At 73.0% G+C, this 18622-nt stretch carries 15 protein-coding genes; 9 read left to right on the plus strand and 6 right to left on the minus strand.

What is annotated here, in order from left to right:
* The first annotated feature begins 12 nt into the window (after positions 1-12).
* A complete protein-coding gene (locus Pmi06nite_RS05140; protein WP_203951645.1) occupies positions 13-1431 on the plus strand; it encodes an acyl-CoA carboxylase subunit beta in 1419 nt (472 codons plus the stop codon).
* Between the two features lie 140 nt (positions 1432-1571).
* On the opposite strand, the gene Pmi06nite_RS05145 is transcribed toward Pmi06nite_RS05140, so the two are convergent.
* A complete protein-coding gene (locus tag Pmi06nite_RS05145; RefSeq protein ID WP_239113667.1) occupies positions 1572-2069 on the minus strand; it encodes a DUF3145 domain-containing protein in 498 nt (165 codons plus the stop codon).
* A gap of 204 nt (positions 2070-2273) precedes the next feature.
* On the opposite strand from Pmi06nite_RS05145, the gene Pmi06nite_RS05150 reads away from it, so the two are divergent.
* The 4 genes from Pmi06nite_RS05150 to Pmi06nite_RS05165 are packed head-to-tail and all read left to right on the plus strand — an operon-like array spanning position 2274 to position 6884.
* Positions 2274-3281, plus strand: a complete 1008-nt coding sequence (locus Pmi06nite_RS05150; RefSeq protein WP_203951646.1) for a S8 family peptidase — start codon at positions 2274-2276, stop codon at positions 3279-3281.
* 44 nt (positions 3282-3325) lie between these two features.
* A complete protein-coding gene (locus Pmi06nite_RS05155; RefSeq protein WP_203951647.1) occupies positions 3326-3847 on the plus strand; it encodes an RNA polymerase sigma factor in 522 nt (173 codons plus the stop codon).
* Positions 3844-4362: a hypothetical protein gene (locus Pmi06nite_RS05160; protein ID WP_203951648.1), complete on the plus strand. Its 519-nt coding sequence runs from the start codon at positions 3844-3846 to the stop codon at positions 4360-4362. Before Pmi06nite_RS05155 ends, Pmi06nite_RS05160 begins: the two co-directional genes overlap by 4 nt.
* The gene (locus Pmi06nite_RS05165; protein WP_203951649.1) at positions 4359-6884 is read left to right on the plus strand and encodes a CHAT domain-containing protein; all 2526 of its coding nucleotides are present in this window, start codon (positions 4359-4361) and stop codon (positions 6882-6884) included. Before Pmi06nite_RS05160 ends, Pmi06nite_RS05165 begins: the two co-directional genes overlap by 4 nt.
* 42 nt (positions 6885-6926) lie before the next feature.
* Here the strand turns inward: Pmi06nite_RS05165 and Pmi06nite_RS05170 are convergent, their stop codons facing one another.
* The 4 genes from Pmi06nite_RS05170 to Pmi06nite_RS05185 are packed head-to-tail and all read right to left on the minus strand — an operon-like array spanning position 6927 to position 12284.
* Positions 6927-7739 carry a sulfurtransferase gene (locus tag Pmi06nite_RS05170; RefSeq protein ID WP_203951650.1) on the minus strand — a complete coding sequence of 271 codons (813 nt, stop codon included), beginning with the start codon at positions 7737-7739 and terminating at the stop codon, positions 6927-6929.
* A gap of 55 nt (positions 7740-7794) precedes the next feature.
* Positions 7795-8958, minus strand: coding sequence for an alkaline phosphatase family protein (locus Pmi06nite_RS05175; RefSeq protein WP_239113668.1), 1164 nt, complete (start codon positions 8956-8958; stop codon positions 7795-7797).
* Between the two features lie 30 nt (positions 8959-8988).
* Positions 8989-9579, minus strand: a complete 591-nt coding sequence (locus tag Pmi06nite_RS05180) for a DUF5998 family protein (protein ID WP_203951651.1) — start codon at positions 9577-9579, stop codon at positions 8989-8991.
* Positions 9580-9635: 56 nt separating this feature from the next.
* Positions 9636-12284, minus strand: a complete 2649-nt coding sequence (locus tag Pmi06nite_RS05185; RefSeq protein ID WP_203951652.1) for a bifunctional acetate--CoA ligase family protein/GNAT family N-acetyltransferase — start codon at positions 12282-12284, stop codon at positions 9636-9638.
* Between the two features lie 298 nt (positions 12285-12582).
* Between Pmi06nite_RS05185 and Pmi06nite_RS05190 the strand changes: the two genes are divergently transcribed.
* A complete protein-coding gene (locus tag Pmi06nite_RS05190) occupies positions 12583-13476 on the plus strand; it encodes a carbohydrate kinase family protein (RefSeq protein ID WP_203951653.1) in 894 nt (297 codons plus the stop codon).
* Positions 13477-13534: 58 nt separating this feature from the next.
* Here Pmi06nite_RS05190 and Pmi06nite_RS05195 read toward each other — a convergent pair whose 3' ends face one another.
* Positions 13535-15643 carry a RecQ family ATP-dependent DNA helicase gene (locus tag Pmi06nite_RS05195; RefSeq protein ID WP_203951654.1) on the minus strand — a complete coding sequence of 703 codons (2109 nt, stop codon included), beginning with the start codon at positions 15641-15643 and terminating at the stop codon, positions 13535-13537.
* A 107-nt stretch (positions 15644-15750) separates the two neighbouring features.
* Here Pmi06nite_RS05195 and Pmi06nite_RS05200 point away from each other — a divergent pair, with 107 nt between their 5' ends.
* The 3 genes from Pmi06nite_RS05200 to grpE all read left to right on the plus strand — a co-directional run bounded on the left by Pmi06nite_RS05200 (position 15751) and on the right by grpE (position 18614).
* On the plus strand, positions 15751-16326 hold the full coding sequence (locus tag Pmi06nite_RS05200; protein WP_203951655.1) for a GNAT family N-acetyltransferase: 576 nt from the start codon (positions 15751-15753) through the stop codon (positions 16324-16326).
* A 120-nt stretch (positions 16327-16446) separates the two neighbouring features.
* On the plus strand, positions 16447-17376 hold the full coding sequence (locus Pmi06nite_RS05205; protein WP_203951656.1) for a hypothetical protein: 930 nt from the start codon (positions 16447-16449) through the stop codon (positions 17374-17376).
* A 53-nt stretch (positions 17377-17429) separates the two neighbouring features.
* Positions 17430-18614, plus strand: a complete 1185-nt coding sequence (gene grpE / locus Pmi06nite_RS05210; RefSeq protein ID WP_203951657.1) for a nucleotide exchange factor GrpE — start codon at positions 17430-17432, stop codon at positions 18612-18614.
* Positions 18615-18622: the final 8 nt, after the last annotated feature.

The raw sequence follows: 18622 nt of genomic DNA on the forward strand, positions 1-18622 counted from the left end.
AAGGAGTCTCGCATGACTGTGCTCGACAACAGGACGGTGACCGGGGACTCCGAACAGGAGTCCGTCGACCCCCGCGACCCCAGCGCGCGTCTCGGCCACCTCCTCGATGAGGGCTCCGTCCGGCCGATCTCCCCCGAGGACAAGAGTGGTGTGCTGGCCGTCACCGGCCGCATCGAGGGCGTGCCCGTCGTCGCCTTCTGCAGCGACGCCCGGGTTCAGGGCGGCGCGATGGGCGCCGAGGGTTGTGAGCACATCGTCCACGCCTACGACGTCGCGGTGCGGGAACGCGTTCCCGTGATCGGCGTCTGGCACTCCGGCGGCGCCCGCCTGGCCGAAGGCGTGGAGTCCCTCCACGCGGTCGGCCGCGTGTTCGCCGCCATGACGAAGGCCTCCGGCGTCGTTCCCCAGATCTCCGTCGTCGTGGGTCCGGCGGCCGGCGGCGCGGCGTACGGCCCCGCCCTGACCGACATCGTGATCCTGGCCGACAACGGCCGCATCTTCGTCACCGGGCCCGACGTCGTCCGCAGCGTCACCGGCGAGCAGATCGACATGGCGGCGCTCGGCGGCCCCGAGCCGCACAGCAAGCGCAGCGGCGTCGTCCACGTGGTCACCAAGGACGAGCCGGAGGCGCTGCTCAAGGCTCGCCAGCTCGCCACCCTGCTCGGTCACCAGGGCCGGGTCCGCGAGGTCGACGAGGTCGACTTCGGCAGCCTGCTCCCGGACAACCCCCGCCGGGCCTACGACGTCCACCCCCTCGTGAACGGCCTGCTCGACGAGCCGGGTGTGGAACTGCACCCCAAGTGGGCGCCGAACATGGTCACCACGCTCGGCCGTCTCGGCGGCCGCACGGTCGGCGTCGTCGCGAACAACCCGATGCGGCTCGGTGGCTGCCTCGACTCCACCTCGGCAGAGAAGGCCGCCCGGTTCGTGCGGATGTGTGATGCCTTCGGCGTCCCGCTGGTGGTCCTCGTCGACGTGCCCGGCTACCTTCCCGGGGTCGGTCAGGAACACGACGGCGTGGTGCGCCGCGGCGCCAAGCTGCTGCACGCCTTCGCCGAGGCGTCGGTGCCGCGGGTCACGCTGGTCACCCGCAAGGCGTACGGCGGCGCCTACATCGCGATGAACTCCCGCTCCCTCGGCGCGACCCGGGTCTTCGGCTGGCCGACCACCGAGGTGGCCGTCATGGGCGCGGTCGCGGCCGTCCGCGTCCTCAAGCGGCGCGAACTCGCGGCGGTCTCCGAGGAGGAGCGTCCCGCTCTGGAGGCCCGCCTGGCCGAGGAGCACGAGAAGGTCGCCGGCGGCCTCCAGCGCGCCATCGACCTCGGGGTGATCGACGAGGTGATCGAGCCGGCCAAGACGCGCGGCACGATCGCCCGGGTCATCGCACAGGCCACGCCGGCGCGCGGCGCCCACGGCAACATCCCGCTCTGATCAGGCGACGGTTCCGGCGGTGATCCGCCGCTGATCCGCACCCATACGACGCCGAAGGCGCCGGTCCCGTGGGGGGGCCGGCGCCTTCGGCGTCGTCGTACGGTGATCGGCGAATCGGCCCCGCCGGGGTCAGCCGGTGATCACACGGCGGCGTGCAGCCAGCGGACCGGCGCACCCTCTCCCGCGTAGCGGAACGACTCGAGCTCCTCGTCCCACTGCTTGCCGAGCAGACGGTCGAGCTCGTCCTCGAGGACGGCACGGCCCTGCGCGGCCATCAGCATGACGTTGCGCAGGCGATCCTCGGGGATGAGGATGTCGCCGTTCGCGCCCACCACGGCCGTGAAGGCGCCGAGCGTCGGCGTGTAGGCCTGCCGGGAACCGTCCACGCCCGGTGAGGCGTCCTCGGTGATCTCGAATCGGATGCGCTGCCAGCCCATGAACGAGGACGTGATCGCGGCAGCCGTGCCAGGACGGCCTTCCCACTCGGCCTGGGCCCGTAAGGTCCCCGGCGCAGCGGGCTGAGCTGTCCACGTCAGGTCGACGGGTACGCCAATAACGCCTGCGACCGCCCACTCAATGTGCGGGCACAACGCAGGCTGAGCCGAGTGGACGTACAGGACGCCACGAGCAGCAGCCACCGGACCTCCCAAATCCCATGAGGTGCGCCTTCCCCAACGGCCTCATAGTTTGGGATGATCACAAGTTTCAAACGTAAGAGAGACTACCGTCCGTCGTGGCCCGGCACCAGAGGGAGGTCATAGCGAATCAGGCTTGTTAACGCTCCGGATCGGGAAAGGCACCTATCGTGATCTACTCGTGACTCCCCCACGAAGGATGTCCGGATGCGCGCCCGGCTGGTAAAGCACCTCCCCGACCGGCCCGCCCTCATCCGGCCCGGCGAGCTTCTCACCTCGTCCCCGGCCGCCGTCTCGCGCTGGGCCGACGACGCCGCCCCGGCCGGCCCCCTCCACCACGTACGGCTCTCGCCCGGCGTGGACGTGCTCGACCTCACCGCCACGTTGCGGGACGGGGGCCACGTCGCCTCGCCCAACCACCTCATCGTCGGTCAGCCGCTGTACTTCGGCGGCCCGGGCAGCCGGCCGACGCCCGCGCCCGCGGTGCCGTACGAGAAGGGGGAGGCCTGTGACGTCACGGTCGGCGTGCTCGACACGGGCCTGGCGCCGCACCCGTGGCTGCTCGACTGGTATCGGGACGACATCGCCGAGACGCCGGACGCGGACGGCGACGGCGCGCTCGACGAGCAGGCCGGGCACGGCACGTTCGTCGCCGGGCTGATCCTCCGGCAGGCTCCGGGGGTGCGCCTGCGCGCCCTGCGACTGCTGGACAGTCACGGCGTCGGCGACGAGGCCGCCCTGTTGCGGGCCCTGGCCGGATTGCGGCACGACCGGGTCGACGTCCTCAACCTCTCCTTCGGGGGTCACACCTTCGACGACCGGCCTCCCGTGGGGCTGGAGGACGCGCTGAGCGCCTTTCCCGCCGCCATCGCCTGCGCCGGCAACACCGGCTCCGCACGTCCTTTCTGGCCCGCCGCGCTTCCCGGGGTGCTCGCGGTCGGCGCCCTCGACGGGGACGCCAGGGCGGACTTCTCCGCGCATGGGCCATGGGTGGACGCCTGCGCCGAGGGCGTCGGCCTGACGAGCAGCTTCTTGGAGCATTCCGGTTTCCACGGCTACGCCGCCTGGAGCGGCACGTCGTTCGCGACCGCCGTCGTCACCGGAGCCGTCGCCCGCCTGTGCCGGGACATGCCGCCCCGCGACGCCGTACGGCACGTGCTCGAGGGCGGCCGGCGAATTCCGGATCTCGGGGTCATGGTCACTCAGGATCGATAGTGTGCTCACGCAGCGTTCCCCCCTCGATGCGCGAAGTGACGTCCATGACCGTAGAAAAGTCGCTCGGCTGTCTCGACCAGGCCGCGTGGGAAGACCTCGTCGCCCGCTTCGGCGCCAGGATGTGGGCGGTCGCCCGGGCCTTCGGGCTGAACCACACCGACGCCGCGGACGCGGTCCAGGGCGCCTGGCTGCGTATGGTCGAGAACCTCGACGGCATCCGCGATCCCGAGCGGATCGGCGCGTGGCTCGTCACCACCACCCGGCACGAGGCGCTCCGGCTGAGCCGCGGACGCCGGGGAGAGGTGGCGTCGGGCCACGACCTGCCCGACGCCGTGCTGCCGGATCCGGCCGCGGCGATCGTCGACGCGGACTTCGGCCGGCATGTCTGGGAGCGGCTCGACACCCTCGGCGAGCCCTGCCGCTCGCTTCTGCGCATGTCCGTGTTGCGGCCGGAGGCCACGTACGCCCAGATCGCGATCCGCCTCGACATCTCGCCCGGCAGCATCGGCCCGACCCGGGCACGCTGCATGTCGCGCCTGCGTGGTCTGCTGGAGGAGCCCGCATGAGGGACGAGTACCTGCTCGCCGCGCTCCGGATGGCCGCCGGCGCCGATCCCGTGCCCGGCCGTGTCTCGGCCGACGCCCGTGCGGCCTTCCATCTGCGCCTGCCCGGGGGGATCGTCGCAACGCCCGTCGAGATCTCCGGGCCGCGAGGCGCCAGGTCCGGAGGCGGGGCGCCGGACATCCCTGAGGACGAAGGCCCGGGGGTGCGCCGGTTCGCGGTGACCGGGCTCACCATCGACGTGGAGGCCGTCGTCGCCGACGGCCGCCTGGAGGTGGCCGGGCAGGTCTCCCCCGCTTCCGGTGCCGAAACCGACGCCCGCCCCGATTCCGGTCCGAGCGCCGAACCCGGCACCGGCTGGCAGGTCGAGATCCGCACGTCGCACCTCAGCAAGACACGTGATCTGTCGGAGAACGGCCGGTTCGCGGTCGGGGGCCTGCCGACGGGCTGGGTCAGCGTGGTCTGCCACCGTCCCGGCGAGCCGCCGGTGTCCACCCGGTGGATGCACGTCCGCCCGTGACCCCCGCCGCGCCCGAACCCGTCACACCCGAACCCGTCACACCCGAACCCGTCACGCCCGAGCCCGTCACGCCTGAGCCCGTCGCGCCGGAGGGGGCGGCCGGCCTCGTCTCGCGTGCGGAGGCGGCGGTCCTGCTCTCCGGCACCGACCCTCGTGTGGCACTGGCGGAGGCGAGAGCCGTACTGGCGGAGACGGCGGGCGAGCCGTGCGCCGAGGCGGTCTCGATCGCGCTGCGCGCGTCGGCCCTCGCGACACGGGAGTTGGGCGACCTCGCGCTGGCCGAGGAGCGGCTCCTTCAGGCGATCACCGCCGGGGAGGGGTGGCCGCGACGGGTGGCGCAGGCCCGGATGTCGCTGGTGACGATCCGCGCCCAACTCGGGGATCCCGAGGGCGGGCTCCGCCTCGCCGACCTGGCGGAGCGGGACCTGGCGGGCGGCGACCTGGCGCGGCTCGGCGTGCAGCGCTCGGTGGCGCTCATCCTCCTCGGACGCCACGGGGAGGCCGTCCGTCACTGTGACGACGCGATCGAGTCGCTGGACGGCGATCCCAAGTTCCAGGCGGGCGGCCTGCTCAACCGCGGCCTGGCACGCACCTTCCTCGAGGAGTACGGCGCGGCGGAGGCGGACCTGTCGGCATGCGCGGACCTGGCCAGACAGGCCGGTCTCGACCACGTGGCCATGCTGGCGGAGGGGAACCTCCCCTTCGTCGCCGCCCGGCGAGGTGACATCCCTTCGTCCTTCGAGAGGTACCACGCCGCGGAGTCGGCGCTGTTCGGCTACCCCGAACGCCTCGCGGCGATGCGGACGGACTACGCGGAGGCGCTGCTGGCGGCACGCCTGCCCGGCGAGGCTCGGGCGGTCGCGGAACAGGCCGTGCCCGATCTGGAGGCGGCCGGAGCGCACGCGGCGCTCCCTGAGGCCCGGCTCCTGCTGGCCCGGGCGGAGCTCCTCACCGGCGACGGCCACCGGGCCGCCACGACGGCCGAGACCGCACTCGCCGAGCTCCTCGGCCAGGGACGGGCCGCGTGGGCGCCCCTGGCGACGGAGGTCGTTCTGCGTGCCCGCGTCCTCCAGGAGGAGCCGGGTCACGAACTGCTGGCCGATCTCCTCGCGTGCGCCGGGCGCCTGGCCGGGTCCGGCTGGACCGGCGCCTCCTGCGCGCTCCGGCTCACCGCCGCCGGTCTGGCCTGCCGCCTGGGCGACCTCGGGACCGCGCGGGACCAGCTCGACCTGCTGGCCGGATCTCCGTCCACGGCCTTGATCGGGCAGCACGCCAGGGCGATGCGTCTGCACCTCGACGGTGACGTCGACGGCGCCCTCGAGGCCGCGGCGGCGGGCCTGGAGGCGGTCGCGGCGCCCGTCCGCGACGGCGAGGCGGCCGAGCCCGCGATGCGGGCGCACGCGGCCCGGCCGGCGGAGGATCTCGCCGCGTTCGGCCTGCGGACGGCGCTCGGCCGCGGTGATCCCTGGACGGTCCTCACGTGGGCGGAGCGGTGGCGGGCGATCGTGCGGGGCGCGCCGCCCCCCGCCGCATTCACCCGTCACCCGGTGCCGGACGGCACCCTCCTGGAGCTGGTGCGGGACGGCGACGATCTCTGGGGGATCGCCGTCGGCTCACGGGGATGCACGCTGCACTCGCTCGGCTCGTACACCGCCGCGGCGGAGGCGACGGTCCGGATCAGGTACGGCCTGCGCCGGCGCAACCTGCGGGACGCCGAGGCCGCGGAGGGGCTGGACCACGAGCTGGACCTGCTCGGCCGGCGACTGCTCGGGCCCGTCGAACCGGTCGGGGGTTCCGTGCTCGTCGTCCCCACGGGGTCGCTGTGCACGTTGCCGTGGCCGTTGCTTCCCGTCCTTCGCGGGCGGGCGGTGTCGGTGGCGGCCGAGGGCGCCTCCTGGTTCACACGGGTCCGCTCCCAGGGCACGGGCGACCCGTACGGCCCGCCTGTGGTCGTCGCGCTGGCCGGGCCGGGACTGGCGCACGCCGGACCTGAGGTGGACCTGGTCGTCAGGACGCATCCGGGAGCCGAGCGGGCCGATGGGACCAGGTCCGGGATGCTCACGGCGCTGGAGCGGGCCGACGTGCTGCATGTGGCCGCGCACGGGATGTTCTCGCCGCGCAGCCCCATGTTGTCGCGGATCACCCTGGAGGACGGTCCCCTCATGGCGTACGAGCTGCGACGGCTCCGGGCCGTACCTCGACTGGTGATCCTCTCCGCGTGCGACGCGGGGATGGCGCACGCGCCGGTGGACGGTGCGGTGCTCGGCCTGGCCGGGGCCTTCGTCGATCGCGGCGCCGCCTGTGTGGTCGCCGGGGTCGCCCCGGTGCGCGACGACGAGGCCGCGGCCCTGATGACCGTCTTCCACGCCTTCCTCGCCGACGGCCGCTCCCCCGCTGAGGCGCTGGCCGCGGCCGCGGCGAAGACCGGCGTCGGCGGCTTCGTCTGCTTCGGCGCGGGAGACGAGCCGATCGGCCGAACGGGCCACGGCCCGCCGGAGCGGGGTGAGCCGAGGGCTCGGTAAGCCCGTGGCGCCGCGGCCGGCGGGATCGGGCGCGGGGTCCGGTCAGCCCGTGGCGACGGGACGGGTGGGGTCGGTCACCCAGTTGGACCAGGAACCTGCGTAGAGGCCGGCCGTGATCCCCGCCACCTCCAGCGCGAGGACCTCGTGAGCGGCCGTGACGCCGGACCCGCAGTAGGCGCCGACCTGGACGCCCTCGACCGCACCGAACGTGTTGAACCGCTCGCGGAGGAATCCCCTCGACCGGAACCGGCCTCCCGGCTCGACGTTCTGGGCCGTGGGGGCGCTGATCGCACCGGGGATGTGGCCGGCCACCGGGTCCACGGGCTCGACCTCGCCCCGGTAGCGTTCGCCGGCCCTGGCGTCGAGCAGGACCCCGTTGTCGGCGAGCGCCGCGGCCTGGTCCGCGTCGAGGACCGGCATCCCGCCGGGAGCCGCCTCGAAGTCGCCGGGCGGCACGGCGGCGGTGTCCTTCACGACGGGCAGCCCGGCCCGGTCCCAGGCCCGCAGCCCTCCGTCGAGCACGCGGACGTCGCCGTGGCCGTAGTAGCGCAGCGTCCACCACGCCCTGGCCGCGGCCGTGGAGTCCGCGTCGTCGTAGACCACGACCGTGCGGGCCCCGGACACGCCCAGCCGGCGCATCGCGGCCTGGAAGGCGTCGGCGGTGGGCAGCGGATGACGGCCGCCTGGCCCGGCCGGAGACGCGAGGTCGGCCTCGAGGTCGCAGAAGACGGCGCCGGGGATGTGCCCTTCCGCGTACGAGTCGGCCCCGGGCGGACCGCCGAGCCGCCATCGCACGTCGAGGACGCTGACGTCGTGGAGTGCGGCCAGCTCCTCCGGGGTGATCAGTGGGCTCATCGGAACGTCCCTCCTGAAGCGTTGTGCCTCGTCATTGTGCCCTTCCGCGGCGCCGTCACCGGCGGATCCCGAGCAGCGGCACACTCTGTTCGGCCACCGTCAGCGAACCGTGGTAGCCGACGAGCGACGATTCGAGCGGTTCGGCGCGCGAGGCGACGATCACGCAGTCGCCGTACGGCACCGCCATGACGTCGCCGATCCGGCCGAGCCACTCTTTCCGTACGGTGCGGCCGAACCAGCCCTCGGCGACGGCCTCCTCGCGCGAGACCACCCAGGCACGGCCGTGGAAGATCTCGCGCCACGTCTCGAGGACGGCGTCCGCCGCACCGGGGGCGGTGTAGACGTGGCGGGCGCGCGCGTCGCCGCCCAGCATGACGACGCCCTCCTGGAGCACGGGCGACTCGTCCACGTCGACCTTGTCGACGGCGTTGATCATGCCGTGGTCGGCCGTCACGTACAGGGCCGATCCCGCGGGCAGCCCCTCGGCGATCCGCTCGGCCATGCGGTCGACGATCGTCAGTTGCTCCAGCCAATGGGCGCTGCCCCACCCGGTCATGTGGCCCATGGCGTCGAGGTCGCCGTAGTAGACGATCACGTAGGAGGTCTCCGCCAGGGCCTGCCGTACGCCCTCGACCCGCTCGTCGACGGTCTCCGCGGCCCGGTAGCGCACTCCCCGGTAGACGGCCCGGGTCAGCCCTGTGCCGTCGAAGGCCCCGGGAGCGACGTAGATCGGCTGGATTCCGTGGGAGTCCATCCGCTGGTAGACGGTGTCGGCCGGCTGCCAGAGGTCGGGGTCGACGGGCAGGCCCGGCGCCGTCCAGCGCAGGCAGTTGAGCATTCGCCCCTCACCTGGGATCGCCATGGAGATGCCGATCATGCCGTGCTCACCCGGCGGGGTGCCGGTGCCGAGCGTGGCCAGGCTCGTGGGGGTCGACGACGGGAAGCCCGCCGTGAGCGTCCGCCGGAGATGGGCGGACAGGAACGGCGCCGCGCCGGGATGGGCGGCGAGCAGCTCGGCCCCGAGCCCGTCGACGAGGAACAGGCACACCCGTTCCGCGGGATCGAGACCGAGGACGTTGGCGGTGGGCATCCCCAGGGAGGCGAGCAGGGACCCCGGCAGGTCCGCGAGCGACGCGGTGCCGTACGCCGGCACGAAGGGCACGGCCGTCGTCGTCTCAGACGTCGCGGGCCGCGGTCCGGGGGTCCCTGGCTCGGTCACATCGCCTCCATGCTCACATGCGAGCGGTCATCAGGTGGCGGCGCGGGCGGTGGCCTCGGAAAGCGCCTTGGCGAAGGCGAGCACGTGGACGACCGCCTCGGGGCCGTCGGCCGCCTCGCTCACCCGCAGGGACAGGTCGTCGGCCGTGATCGCGCCGGTGTAGCCGTGGTCGGCCTCGCAGTTCTCGTCTCCGCAGGTCGCCGGCTCGAGATCGAGATGCGAGATGGCGCCCCAGCCGATCGTGAGCGTGACCTCGCTGGGGGCGACCCCCGGCACGTAGGTCGCCGGGTCGGGAACGACCCTGGTCACCGCGACCGACTGGATCCGGCTGAGCCGCACGGCCTCTGTGGTGGTGGAGGCGTGTGAGGCGGGCATGCCCTCCGCGGGCGGGTGCTCGTCGGTGTGGCAGACGAGCAGCCGGCTGGACGACAGCACCAGGACGGTGACGTGCCTGCGGACTTCCATCGCCGGGTCGAACGTGGCCTCGTGATGCACGACATACGCCGTGACCTGCTCCTTGCCGAGCGCGGAGTCCACGGCGTCAGCCACCAGGTCGGGGTAGTAGCCGCTGCGGTCGATGGCCTCACGCATGCCCGCGGCGGAGACTCGGGTTTCCCTCATGGGTCCATCCTGCCCTGTAAGGGACACCGGTTTCACACCCGAGCGGTCTCCGCCCCTCAGCCCAGGCGGCGGGGACCCCCGTCCGGGCGCAACGCGGAAGCGGGCCGCAGAACCGCGCGGGCGCCGAGGACCACCACCCCGGACGTGCCCACCAGGACCGGGTCGAGGTCCATCCTGACCACCTCGGGCAGCGCGTCGGCCAGCAGCCCCACCCGGACGAGCAGGTCGTTCAGCGCTCCCACGTCCACCGGCGGGTAGCCGTACCGGCCGAACAGGAGCGGCGCGGTGCGGACGGAGCGGACCAGGCCCTCGGCGTCCTCCGCCGTCAGGGGGGCCAGGCGGTACACACGATCACCGAGGAGGCGGGCGGCGACCTCGGCCAGCCCGAACGACACGACCCCGCCGAAATGGCCGTCCTGGACCACGCCGACGACGGTGGGCACCGCCGGTTGCGGGGCCATGCGCTGGACGGCGAGGGTCGCTCCCGGCCCGAGGAGACCGGCCAGGCCGGTGTACGCCTGCCGGACGCCGGACGGCTCGCCGAGGCCGATCCGGACGGTCCCCGCCCGGTGGGAGGCGTCGGGATCGGTGGCCTTGACCACCACCGGCCAGCCCGCCCGCTCGGCCGCCGCCACGGCTTCGTCGGCCGAGGCGACCTCTTGCGCGGGCCACACCTCCACGCCGAAGCAGGCCAGCAGCCCGGTCGCGTCGATCTCCCGGTCCCGGCCGTCCTCATCGACCGCGGCGGCGACCAGTTCCCGTGCCCCGGCGGCGTCGATGCCGTCGAGGTCGGGAACGGTGCCCGCGGGCCGTTCGCGCCAGCGGGCGTGCCGTACGACATGGGCGAGAGCCCGTACGGCCTCCTCCGGAGCGGGATAGGAGGGGATGGATCCCTTTCCCGGGGCCGCCTGGCCCGGCGCACCGGCGGCGTCCCCGGGGGCCGCAGGCGTGCGGAGGGCGACCGGCATGCCCATCTCGCCCTGGAATGTGGCCAGGACCGGCTTGCCCGACTCCCGGGCGACCCGCACCAGCCCGGCGGCGATCTCGTCGGACCTGCCGGGGATCGGGGGCATGTAGACGGCCACGGCCGCGTCCACGGTGGTGAGGACCTCCGACAACGCCCCGGCGAACTCGGCGGCCCGGGCCTGGGCGCCCAGGTTCACCGGCGGAGCCGGCTCCAGACCGGCGGAGACGCAGGCTTCGACGGCGAGCAACGCCAGGGCGTCGGAGTTGCTCACCACGCCGACGCGGGGACCGGCGGGAAGCGGCTGGTAGGCCAGGAGTTGGGCGACGTCGAACAGCTGGGTGAGATCGTCCACGCGGATCACCCCCGCCTCCTCGAACAGCGAGCTCAGCGCCGTGTCGGGCAGGTTGAGCACGGGCGCGGCGTGGCCGCCGGGGACTCCGCGGCTCTTGACGACCACGATCGGCTTGCTCCGCGAGATCCGGCGGGCCAGCCGGGTGAACTTGCGCGGATTTCCCAGAGATTCGAGGTAGAGCAGGATCACGTCGGTGGCGGGGTCCTCCTCCCAGTACTGGAGGAGGTCGTTGCCGGAGACGTCGGCCCGGTTGCCCGCGGACACGAAGGTCGAGATGCCCATGCCCCGCTGGGCCACCCTCTGGAGCAGGGCCGTGCCGAGCGCCCCGGACTGGCTGAAGAACCCCACCCTGCCGCGGCCGGGCAGGGTCGCCGCCAGGGTCGCGTTGAGCCGCACCGAAGGGTCGGTGTTCGCGATGCCGAGGCAGTTGGGGCCGACCACGCGCAGGCCGTACGCCCGGGAGATGCTCACCAGTTCCTCCTGGCGTAACCGCCCGTCGTCGCCGGTCTCGCCGAAGCCCGACGAGACCACGACGAGGCCCTTGACGCCCTTCTCCGCGCATTCCCTGACCACGTCCAGCACGCCCTCGGCGGGCACGGCCACCACGGCCAGGTCGACGTCGCCCTCGATCGCGGAGACGCTCTTGTACGCGCGCACGCCCGCGACGGCCCGCGCGTGCCGATGGACCGGGTAGACCGGTCCGGAGAAGTCGGCGCCGAGCAGGTTGCGCAGGACGGTCTGCCCGATCCCGCCGGGCTCTCTGCTGGCCCCGACGACCGCGACCGACTCCGGCGTCAGCAGGCGCTCGATGGACCGGGCCTCGGAGCGGTGCTCGCGGGCCAGCCTGACCTCGAGTGCGGTCTCCGTGGTCGCGAGGTCGAGCGTCATGCGGACGACGCCGTCCTCGAACTGGCTCTGCGCCGTGTAGCCGGCCTGCCGGAGCAGGCCGGTCATCCGGTGGTTGCCCGGCAGGATGTCGGCGATGAAGGTCCTGATCCCGCGCTCCCGCGCCGCGGCCCTGAGATGCTCCATCAGGATCGACGCCATGCCCCTGCCCTGGTGGGCGTCCTCGACGAGGAAGGCGACCTCGGCGTGGTCCCTGGGCTCGACCCGGTCGTACCGTACGACCGCGACCATCTCGGTGCCGATCGTGGCGATGAGCGCCACGCGGTCGGAGTAGTCGACGTTGGTGAACCAGGCGATCTCGCGGTCGGTGAGCCTGGGCCGGGGGCCGAAGAACCGGAAGAAGATCGACTGCTCGGAGAGCCGGGAGTAGAAGGAGCGCAGCAGATCGGCGTCGTCCGGCCTGATCGGGCGCAGGTGTGCCGTGCCCCCGTCGGACAGGACGACGTCCGCTTCCCAGTGAGCGGGGTAATGAGGTCGCACGAACGAGAGGTTAGCGTTGTCCGGCTTGCTGTTGATTGAGGTGATTCTTACTTTTACGAAACCCAGGGAGTCCCTCGCTCCGGGGTGACCCGGATTGCCCTGGAAAAAGACAACTCGCCAGCTGGTGAGTTGGGCAACGCTTGTGCATCGACTATGCCCCGGTGTCCGCTCTATGCCCCACGGCACCCCCGGAAACTGTTAGGTTTCTTCGCGTCAGCCTCACAGCACGGAGAGGACGCCGCCCCTCCATAGGCATCGGCGGCCTCGCCTCCACAGCAGTCGGCAAGGTGGTGACATCATGACGCGGGTCGTCGTGGTGGGCGATCTCATGACGGACGCGGTCGCCCGCGCCAAGTTCCCTCTCGCGAGGGCGAGCGACACCCCGGCCGTTGTGACCATGCACGGTGGGGGCTCCGGTGCCAACGTCGCCTCCTGGCTGGCCGTGGAGGGCTCGGAGGTGGCCTTCATCGGCCGCCGCGGTGCCGACATCACCGGCCGGAACCGCGACATGGAACTCATGGGCTACGGCGTGGACGCCCGTCTCGTGATGGATCCCGAGCGGCCCACCGGCACCTGTGTCGTCCTCGTGACGCACAAGGGTGAGCGGACCATGCTCTCGGACCCGGGCGCCAACGCCGCGCTCTCCCCCGAGGACCTGCCCCGTGACCTCTTCTCGGGCGGCAGCCATCTGCACATGTCCGGCTACACGCTGATCAACGAAGGCTCCCGGGACGCCGGCATGGCCGCGCTGGACCTCGCCCGCAGGACCGGGATGTCGATCTCGGTCGACTGCGCGTCGTCGGCCCCCGTCGAGCGCATCGGCGCGGAGCCGTTCCTCGAGTGGACACACGGCGCGAAGCTGCTGTTCGCCAACACCGACCAGGCGAAGGTCCTGACCGGCCGCGACGAGCCCGAATCCGCGGCCAAGGTGCTGACGGCCTGGTTCCCGCAGGTCGTGATCAAGCTGAACGACGAAGGCTCGCTCTGGTACACCAACAACCGGGCTGAGCCGGTGCGCGTGCCGGCCGAGTCCGTCGACCGGATCGTGGACGGCACAGGTGCGGGCGACGCCTTCACCGCGGGCTTCCTTCCCCCGTGGCTGGACGGCAAGCCGCCCACCGAGGCCCTGGCCGCGGGCAACGCGCTGGCCGCCAGGTGCATCTCCTACCTCGGCGCCCGTCCCCGCCTCTGATCTGACTTCTCCGGAAGGGCTCCCGCCTCGTGGCGGGGGCCCTTCCGTCGTCCTGCTCTCAGGTGGTCGTGGCCAGCGCCAGGGGCAACACCGCGGGGGCGCCCGCGTGCCGGATCTGGGCGGCGGCGAGGGCCATCGTCCAGCCGGTGTCGACGCGGTCGTCCACGAGGAGCACGGGGCCGCCCAGCTCGGCGATCCTGCCGCCCAGCTCTCGCGGCATCGCCAGGGTGTTCCGGATGGCGGCCACCCGCTGCGCGCTGTTGTACTGACGGCCCGGTGATCCGCTGCGGTAACCCAGCTCGCCCAGGTAGGTCAGCCGGCCGATCCGCGCGATCCCCTCGCCGAGGCTGCGGACCAGCTCGGGACGGCCGGCCGAGGGGACGCCCACCACGGCGACGGGCCGCTCCGCCCAGCTCCACGACGTGAGCACCTCGACGACCGCGGCCAGCACCTCGCCCGGCACGGGGGCGTCACCCGCCGCGAGCAGCTCCCTGAGCCGGGTGCCCCAGCCGATGTCGGTCAGCCGGCCGAGCGCGCGCCCGGAGTCGGCCGCCAGGTCCGGCTTGATCCGGCCCTTGAGGTCGGCCAGCCCGGTCGGCCACTGCCGTCGCGGCTCGATCTCGATCCCCGGCCGTGTGAGCCGGGCCCGGGCGGCCTCGACGGCCTCCTGCGCGATCTCCGCGGAGCGATGGGCGCCGGTGCAGTTGTCGCAGCGGCCGCACGGGGTCGCGGCGTCGTCGTCCAGGTGGCGGCGGAGGAACTCCTCGCGGCAGTCGGCCGTCGTGATGTAGCCGAGCATGGCGTCCTGCTCGGCCTTGCGCTCCGCCGCGACCCGCGCGTAACGATCGGCGTCGTAGGCCCACGGTTCGCCGGTCGCCTCCCATCCGCCCTTGACCCTGCGGACCGCGCCGTCCACGTCGAGCACCTTGAGCATCATCTCCATGCGGCTGCGGCTGAGGTCGACGCGCGTCTCCAGGGCGGCGGTCGACATGATCTCCGCCTCGGCGAGCGCGTCCAGGGTCGTGCGGACCACCGGCTCGGGCGGGAACGCCAGCGAGCCGAAATAGCTCCAGATCTCCTGATCCTCGGAGCCGGGCAGGAGGATCACCTCGGCCTGCTCGACCCCGCGCCCCGCTCTGCCGACCTGCTGGTAGTACGCCACCGGCGACGGCGGAGCGCCCACATGCACGACGAAGCCGAGGTCGGGCTTGTCGAACCCCATGCCGAGGGCCGAGGTGGCGACCAGCGCCTTGATCCTGTTGGCGAGCAGATCCTCCTCGGCGGCCAGCCGCTCGGCGGGCTCGGTCTGCCCGGTGTAGGCCGCGACGGGATGCCCCTGCTCGCGCAGGTAGGCGGCGATCTCCTGCGCCGCCGCCACGGTCAGCGTGTAGACGATCCCCGACCCGGGCAGCTCGTGGAGCGTCCTGGCCAGCCACGCGAGCCGCTGCTCCGCACCGCGGAGCCGTACGACGCCGAGGTGGAGGCTCTCACGCTCCAGCGGCCCCCGAAGGACCAGGACGTCACCGAGATCGGCCTCCTCCGCGTCCGCGACCACGGCCAGTTGCTCGGCCACGTCACGGGTCACCCGCGCGTTGGCGGTCGCGGTGGTGGCGAGCACGGGGATGCCCGGCGGAAGCTCGGCGAGCATCGTGCGGAGCCGGCGGTAGTCGGGACGGAAGTCATGCCCCCAGTCGGAGATGCAGTGGGCCTCGTCGATCACGACGAGGCCCGCGCTCTCGGCCAGTTCGGGGAGGACCTGGTCACGGAACTCGGGGTTGTTCAGCCGCTCGGGGCTGACCAGGAGCACGTCGACCATGCCCTCGGCGACCTGGGCGTAGGTCTTCTCCCACTCCTCCGGGTTGGCCGAGTTGATGGTGGCGGCGTGGATGCCGGCGCGTTCGGCGGCGGCGATCTGGTTGCGCATGAGCGCCAGCAGCGGGGAGACGATGACCGTCGGGCCCTCGCCCAGCTCGCGCAGCAGAGCCGTCGCGATGAAGTAGACGGCGGACTTGCCCCAGCCCGTGCGCTGGACGACCAGCGCCCGCCGGCGGTCGACGACCAGCGCCTTGATCGCCGCCCACTGGTCGTCACGCAGGCGCGCGCCGTCGCCGGCCAGCGCCCGCAACCGGGCCTCGGCCTCTTCTCTCAGGGACTCCTCTTCGCTCACCCGGTCATTGGTACCAGGTTCAGGTGACGAAAGGCCCCGTGCCCGGCGGCCTCCCGGCCGAGGGGGCGGCCGAACGGGCGAGATGTCATGGTTTGATAAGGCCTGCTATGGACGTGACCACGTGGTATCTCGAACAGACCAGCCCCGGCGACGTACGTCCCGGCCGCCCTCTTCCCACTCCCGCCGAGGTCGTCCGCGCGGAACGGCCGAGCCCTGAGTTCAGCCGGTTCCTCTACACCGCGGTGGGCGGCGACTGGCAGTGGACCATGCGGCTGCCGTGGACCTGGCGGCAGTGGATGGACTGGCTCAGCCGTCCCGGCGTCGAGACGTGGGTCGCCTGGTCGCAGGGGACGCCCGCCGGATACGTGGAGCTCGTCGCCCAGGAGGAAGGCGTGGTGGAGATCGCCAGCTTCGGGCTCCTGCCGTACGCCATCGGGCAGGGCCTCGGCGGGCACCTGCTGGCGACCGGGGCGGCCCGCGCCTGGGACCTCGCCGACCGCTGGCCCGGCCGGGACGAGACGCGCCGCGTCTGGGTGCACACCTGCTCGCTGGACGGCCCGGCGGCCCTGGCGAACTACCAGGCCCGCGGCTTCCGGATCTACGACACCAGGCTGAACGTGCCCGGCGACGAGGACACGGGCGTGACGCCCGGTCCGTGGGCGGGCGCGGGCCCGCGCGACTGACGTCCCGCCCGCCGGCCCGCGACGGCCGGCGGGGAATTCCGTCAGGCTCGGCTGAAACAATGCGGCCTCCGCCGGCATCCCATCCGTGACGCACCTGTCCGGATCACGACGGAGCAACGCATGGACGCCTTCGACGCCGACACGCAGTGGGCCGACCTCAACAGCGACGGAACCGACGACACCCTTCTCGTCGACAACAACGGCGACGGCATCGCCGACCAGCAGTTCACCGATGGCAACAGCGACGGCATCGCCGACTCCGAGAGGTACGACCTCGACGCGGACGGCGTGGCGGACGTGGAGTACACCGACACCGACTACGACGGGACGGCCGACCAGGAGTTGTTCGACGTCGACAGCGACGGCCAGGCGGACATCCAGCTAGTCTCCGCTGATTACGCTCTGGACGACTCGTCCGGCTCCGATGACTCAGGGGACGCGGAGGACCACGAGGAAGACACCTCGGACTCCTCGGACTCGGAGACCTCAGACGACTCCGACGACTCGTACGAGTCCGTGTCCGACTCCGGGCCCGACTCCGACTCCGGCTCCGGCTCCGGCTCCGGCTCCGATGACGCTTCGGACTACTCCGGTTCCACCGGCTCGTCGGATTCATCGGACTACACGGGCTCGTCCGGCTCCTCCGACCTCACGGACGCGGCGACCCTCACCGCCGCCGAGGTCTCGCCGGCCTACGTCCCGCCGGACCCCGCTCCGCTGTTCCCCGAGGCGTCGACGGCCTACGTCCCGCCCGTGAGCGGCAGCATGGGCGGCTTCCTCGACAACCTCAACGCGCAGATGGCCGACGCCGGGACCGTCTACAGATCGGCTCTCGACCCGAACTCGGTCTCCTCCGGCGACCTGGCCGCGGCGGAGGAGCGGATCGACAACGTGGCGCAGAACTCGAGCGTGCTCGAGGGCTACACCTACCAGGACCAGGTCTACAACGACGTGATCCAGCACGACCGCGAGGTCCAGTGGTCGAACCAGGAACACCAGGCGACCACCGACGCGTGGATCGAGGCCGACCGCGCCGAGTCGGCCGAGTAGGGCCCCGGAGGAGCCTCAGGCCAGGACAACCGGCTCGACAGGAGGACAAGGGCATGAACCCCACTCGACCCGGTCACCGGGACCGGCGAGGCCCCCGAGCGGCGACGTCCGCGTCGCCGGCGGTCAGATGCCGTCACCTCGCGGGGCCCGGCCTGCTGCTGATCGTCGTCGTCCTCACCGGTTGCGGGTCAGGAGGAACACAGGCGGAACTGGCCGCCCGCCAGGAGCCGGTGGCCGTCGTCACCACTCCGGAGAGGGAGCCGGCAGGTGACCGTGCATCTGCCGACCAGGCCGCCGCGACCCCCGGGAAGCTCCGTGGGATCACTCCCCTGAGCGTGGGCGGAGCGGCCGCCCCGGTCGAGCCTCCCCCGGTGACGTCCGATTCCCGGGTGACGGTGAGGCCCAAGACGACCGGCGAGCCCGGGCAGGGAACCGGAGGGAAGACCAAGAAGCCGGAGGCCACCAAGAGCCCCGCGAAGGGTGGGGGTCCGGTCACGCCCGGCAAGAGCGCGACCCCGCGCGTCACCCCACCCACCGCCGACGCCACGAACCCGGCGCCCGCGACGACCCGGGTCACCACCCCTGTGCCGGTGACGCCCAGCGGCTCCTCCGGAGGCTGGCTGCTGGGCGGGCTCGCCCTCGTCCTCCTCGTCGGCGGGGTCGCTGTGGGCGCGGTCTTCGTCTCGCGCGGGCGGCGGGCGCCGCGGATGGAGGCCTGGCCTCCAGGAGTGCCCACCGTCCAGCCGTCCCATTCCGGGGGGCCCGCCTCCGTCGCGTCCGCATGGGCGGCCGGCTCACCCGCGTCCGCGCCCACGGGAACGGCCGCACCCTCCTGGACGGCCGCACCCGGCGGGCTCGGTCATCTCGCCGGATCCCTGCGGGAGGTCGCGGACGGAGGAGTGAGCGAGGCACTGGCGCAGCAGATCGACCGGCTGCTCGCCTCCGAGCCCGGCAGGGACGCCCTCGTGGAGGCCTGCATCCGGTTCCGGGACCAACTCGGCGAGCGGCATCCCTTCCTGGCGGCCCGTCTGCTGGAGGCTCTCGGAACGGCCGGGGTCCACGAGATCCGCGCTGACGGGCAGCCGTTCGACGGGCGGGTGCACGAAGCGGTCGAGGTCGTCCCGACGGCCGACCCCCGCCTCCGGGACGTCGTCGCGAGCACCGAGCGCCCCGGATACGTCGACGGCGACCGCGTCGTGCGGGTGCCGAGGGTCGCCGTCTACCGGCTGGAACGCTGATGCGGCAG

This window comes from Planotetraspora mira (assembly GCF_016863275.1).
GTDB lineage: Bacteria > Actinomycetota > Actinomycetes > Streptosporangiales > Streptosporangiaceae > Planotetraspora > Planotetraspora mira.

What these genes read in the sequence shown, in the direction of transcription:
- Pmi06nite_RS05140 (WP_203951645.1), top strand. Translation starts at nt 13, where the DNA reads ATGACTGTGCTCGACAACAGGACGGTGACCGGGGACTCCGAACAGGAG.
- Pmi06nite_RS05150 (WP_203951646.1), top strand. Translation starts at nt 2,274, where the DNA reads ATGCGCGCCCGGCTGGTAAAGCACCTCCCCGACCGGCCCGCCCTCATC.
- Pmi06nite_RS05155 (WP_203951647.1), top strand. Translation starts at nt 3,326, where the DNA reads ATGACCGTAGAAAAGTCGCTCGGCTGTCTCGACCAGGCCGCGTGGGAA.
- Pmi06nite_RS05160 (WP_203951648.1), top strand. Translation starts at nt 3,844, where the DNA reads ATGAGGGACGAGTACCTGCTCGCCGCGCTCCGGATGGCCGCCGGCGCC.
- Pmi06nite_RS05170 (WP_203951650.1), bottom strand. Translation starts at nt 7,739, where the DNA reads ATGAGCCCACTGATCACCCCGGAGGAGCTGGCCGCACTCCACGACGTC.
- Pmi06nite_RS05180 (WP_203951651.1), bottom strand. Translation starts at nt 9,579, where the DNA reads ATGAGGGAAACCCGAGTCTCCGCCGCGGGCATGCGTGAGGCCATCGAC.
- Pmi06nite_RS05190 (WP_203951653.1), top strand. Translation starts at nt 12,583, where the DNA reads ATGACGCGGGTCGTCGTGGTGGGCGATCTCATGACGGACGCGGTCGCC.
- Pmi06nite_RS05200 (WP_203951655.1), top strand. Translation starts at nt 15,751, where the DNA reads ATGGACGTGACCACGTGGTATCTCGAACAGACCAGCCCCGGCGACGTA.
- Pmi06nite_RS05205 (WP_203951656.1), top strand. Translation starts at nt 16,447, where the DNA reads ATGGACGCCTTCGACGCCGACACGCAGTGGGCCGACCTCAACAGCGAC.
- grpE (WP_203951657.1), top strand. Translation starts at nt 17,430, where the DNA reads ATGAACCCCACTCGACCCGGTCACCGGGACCGGCGAGGCCCCCGAGCG.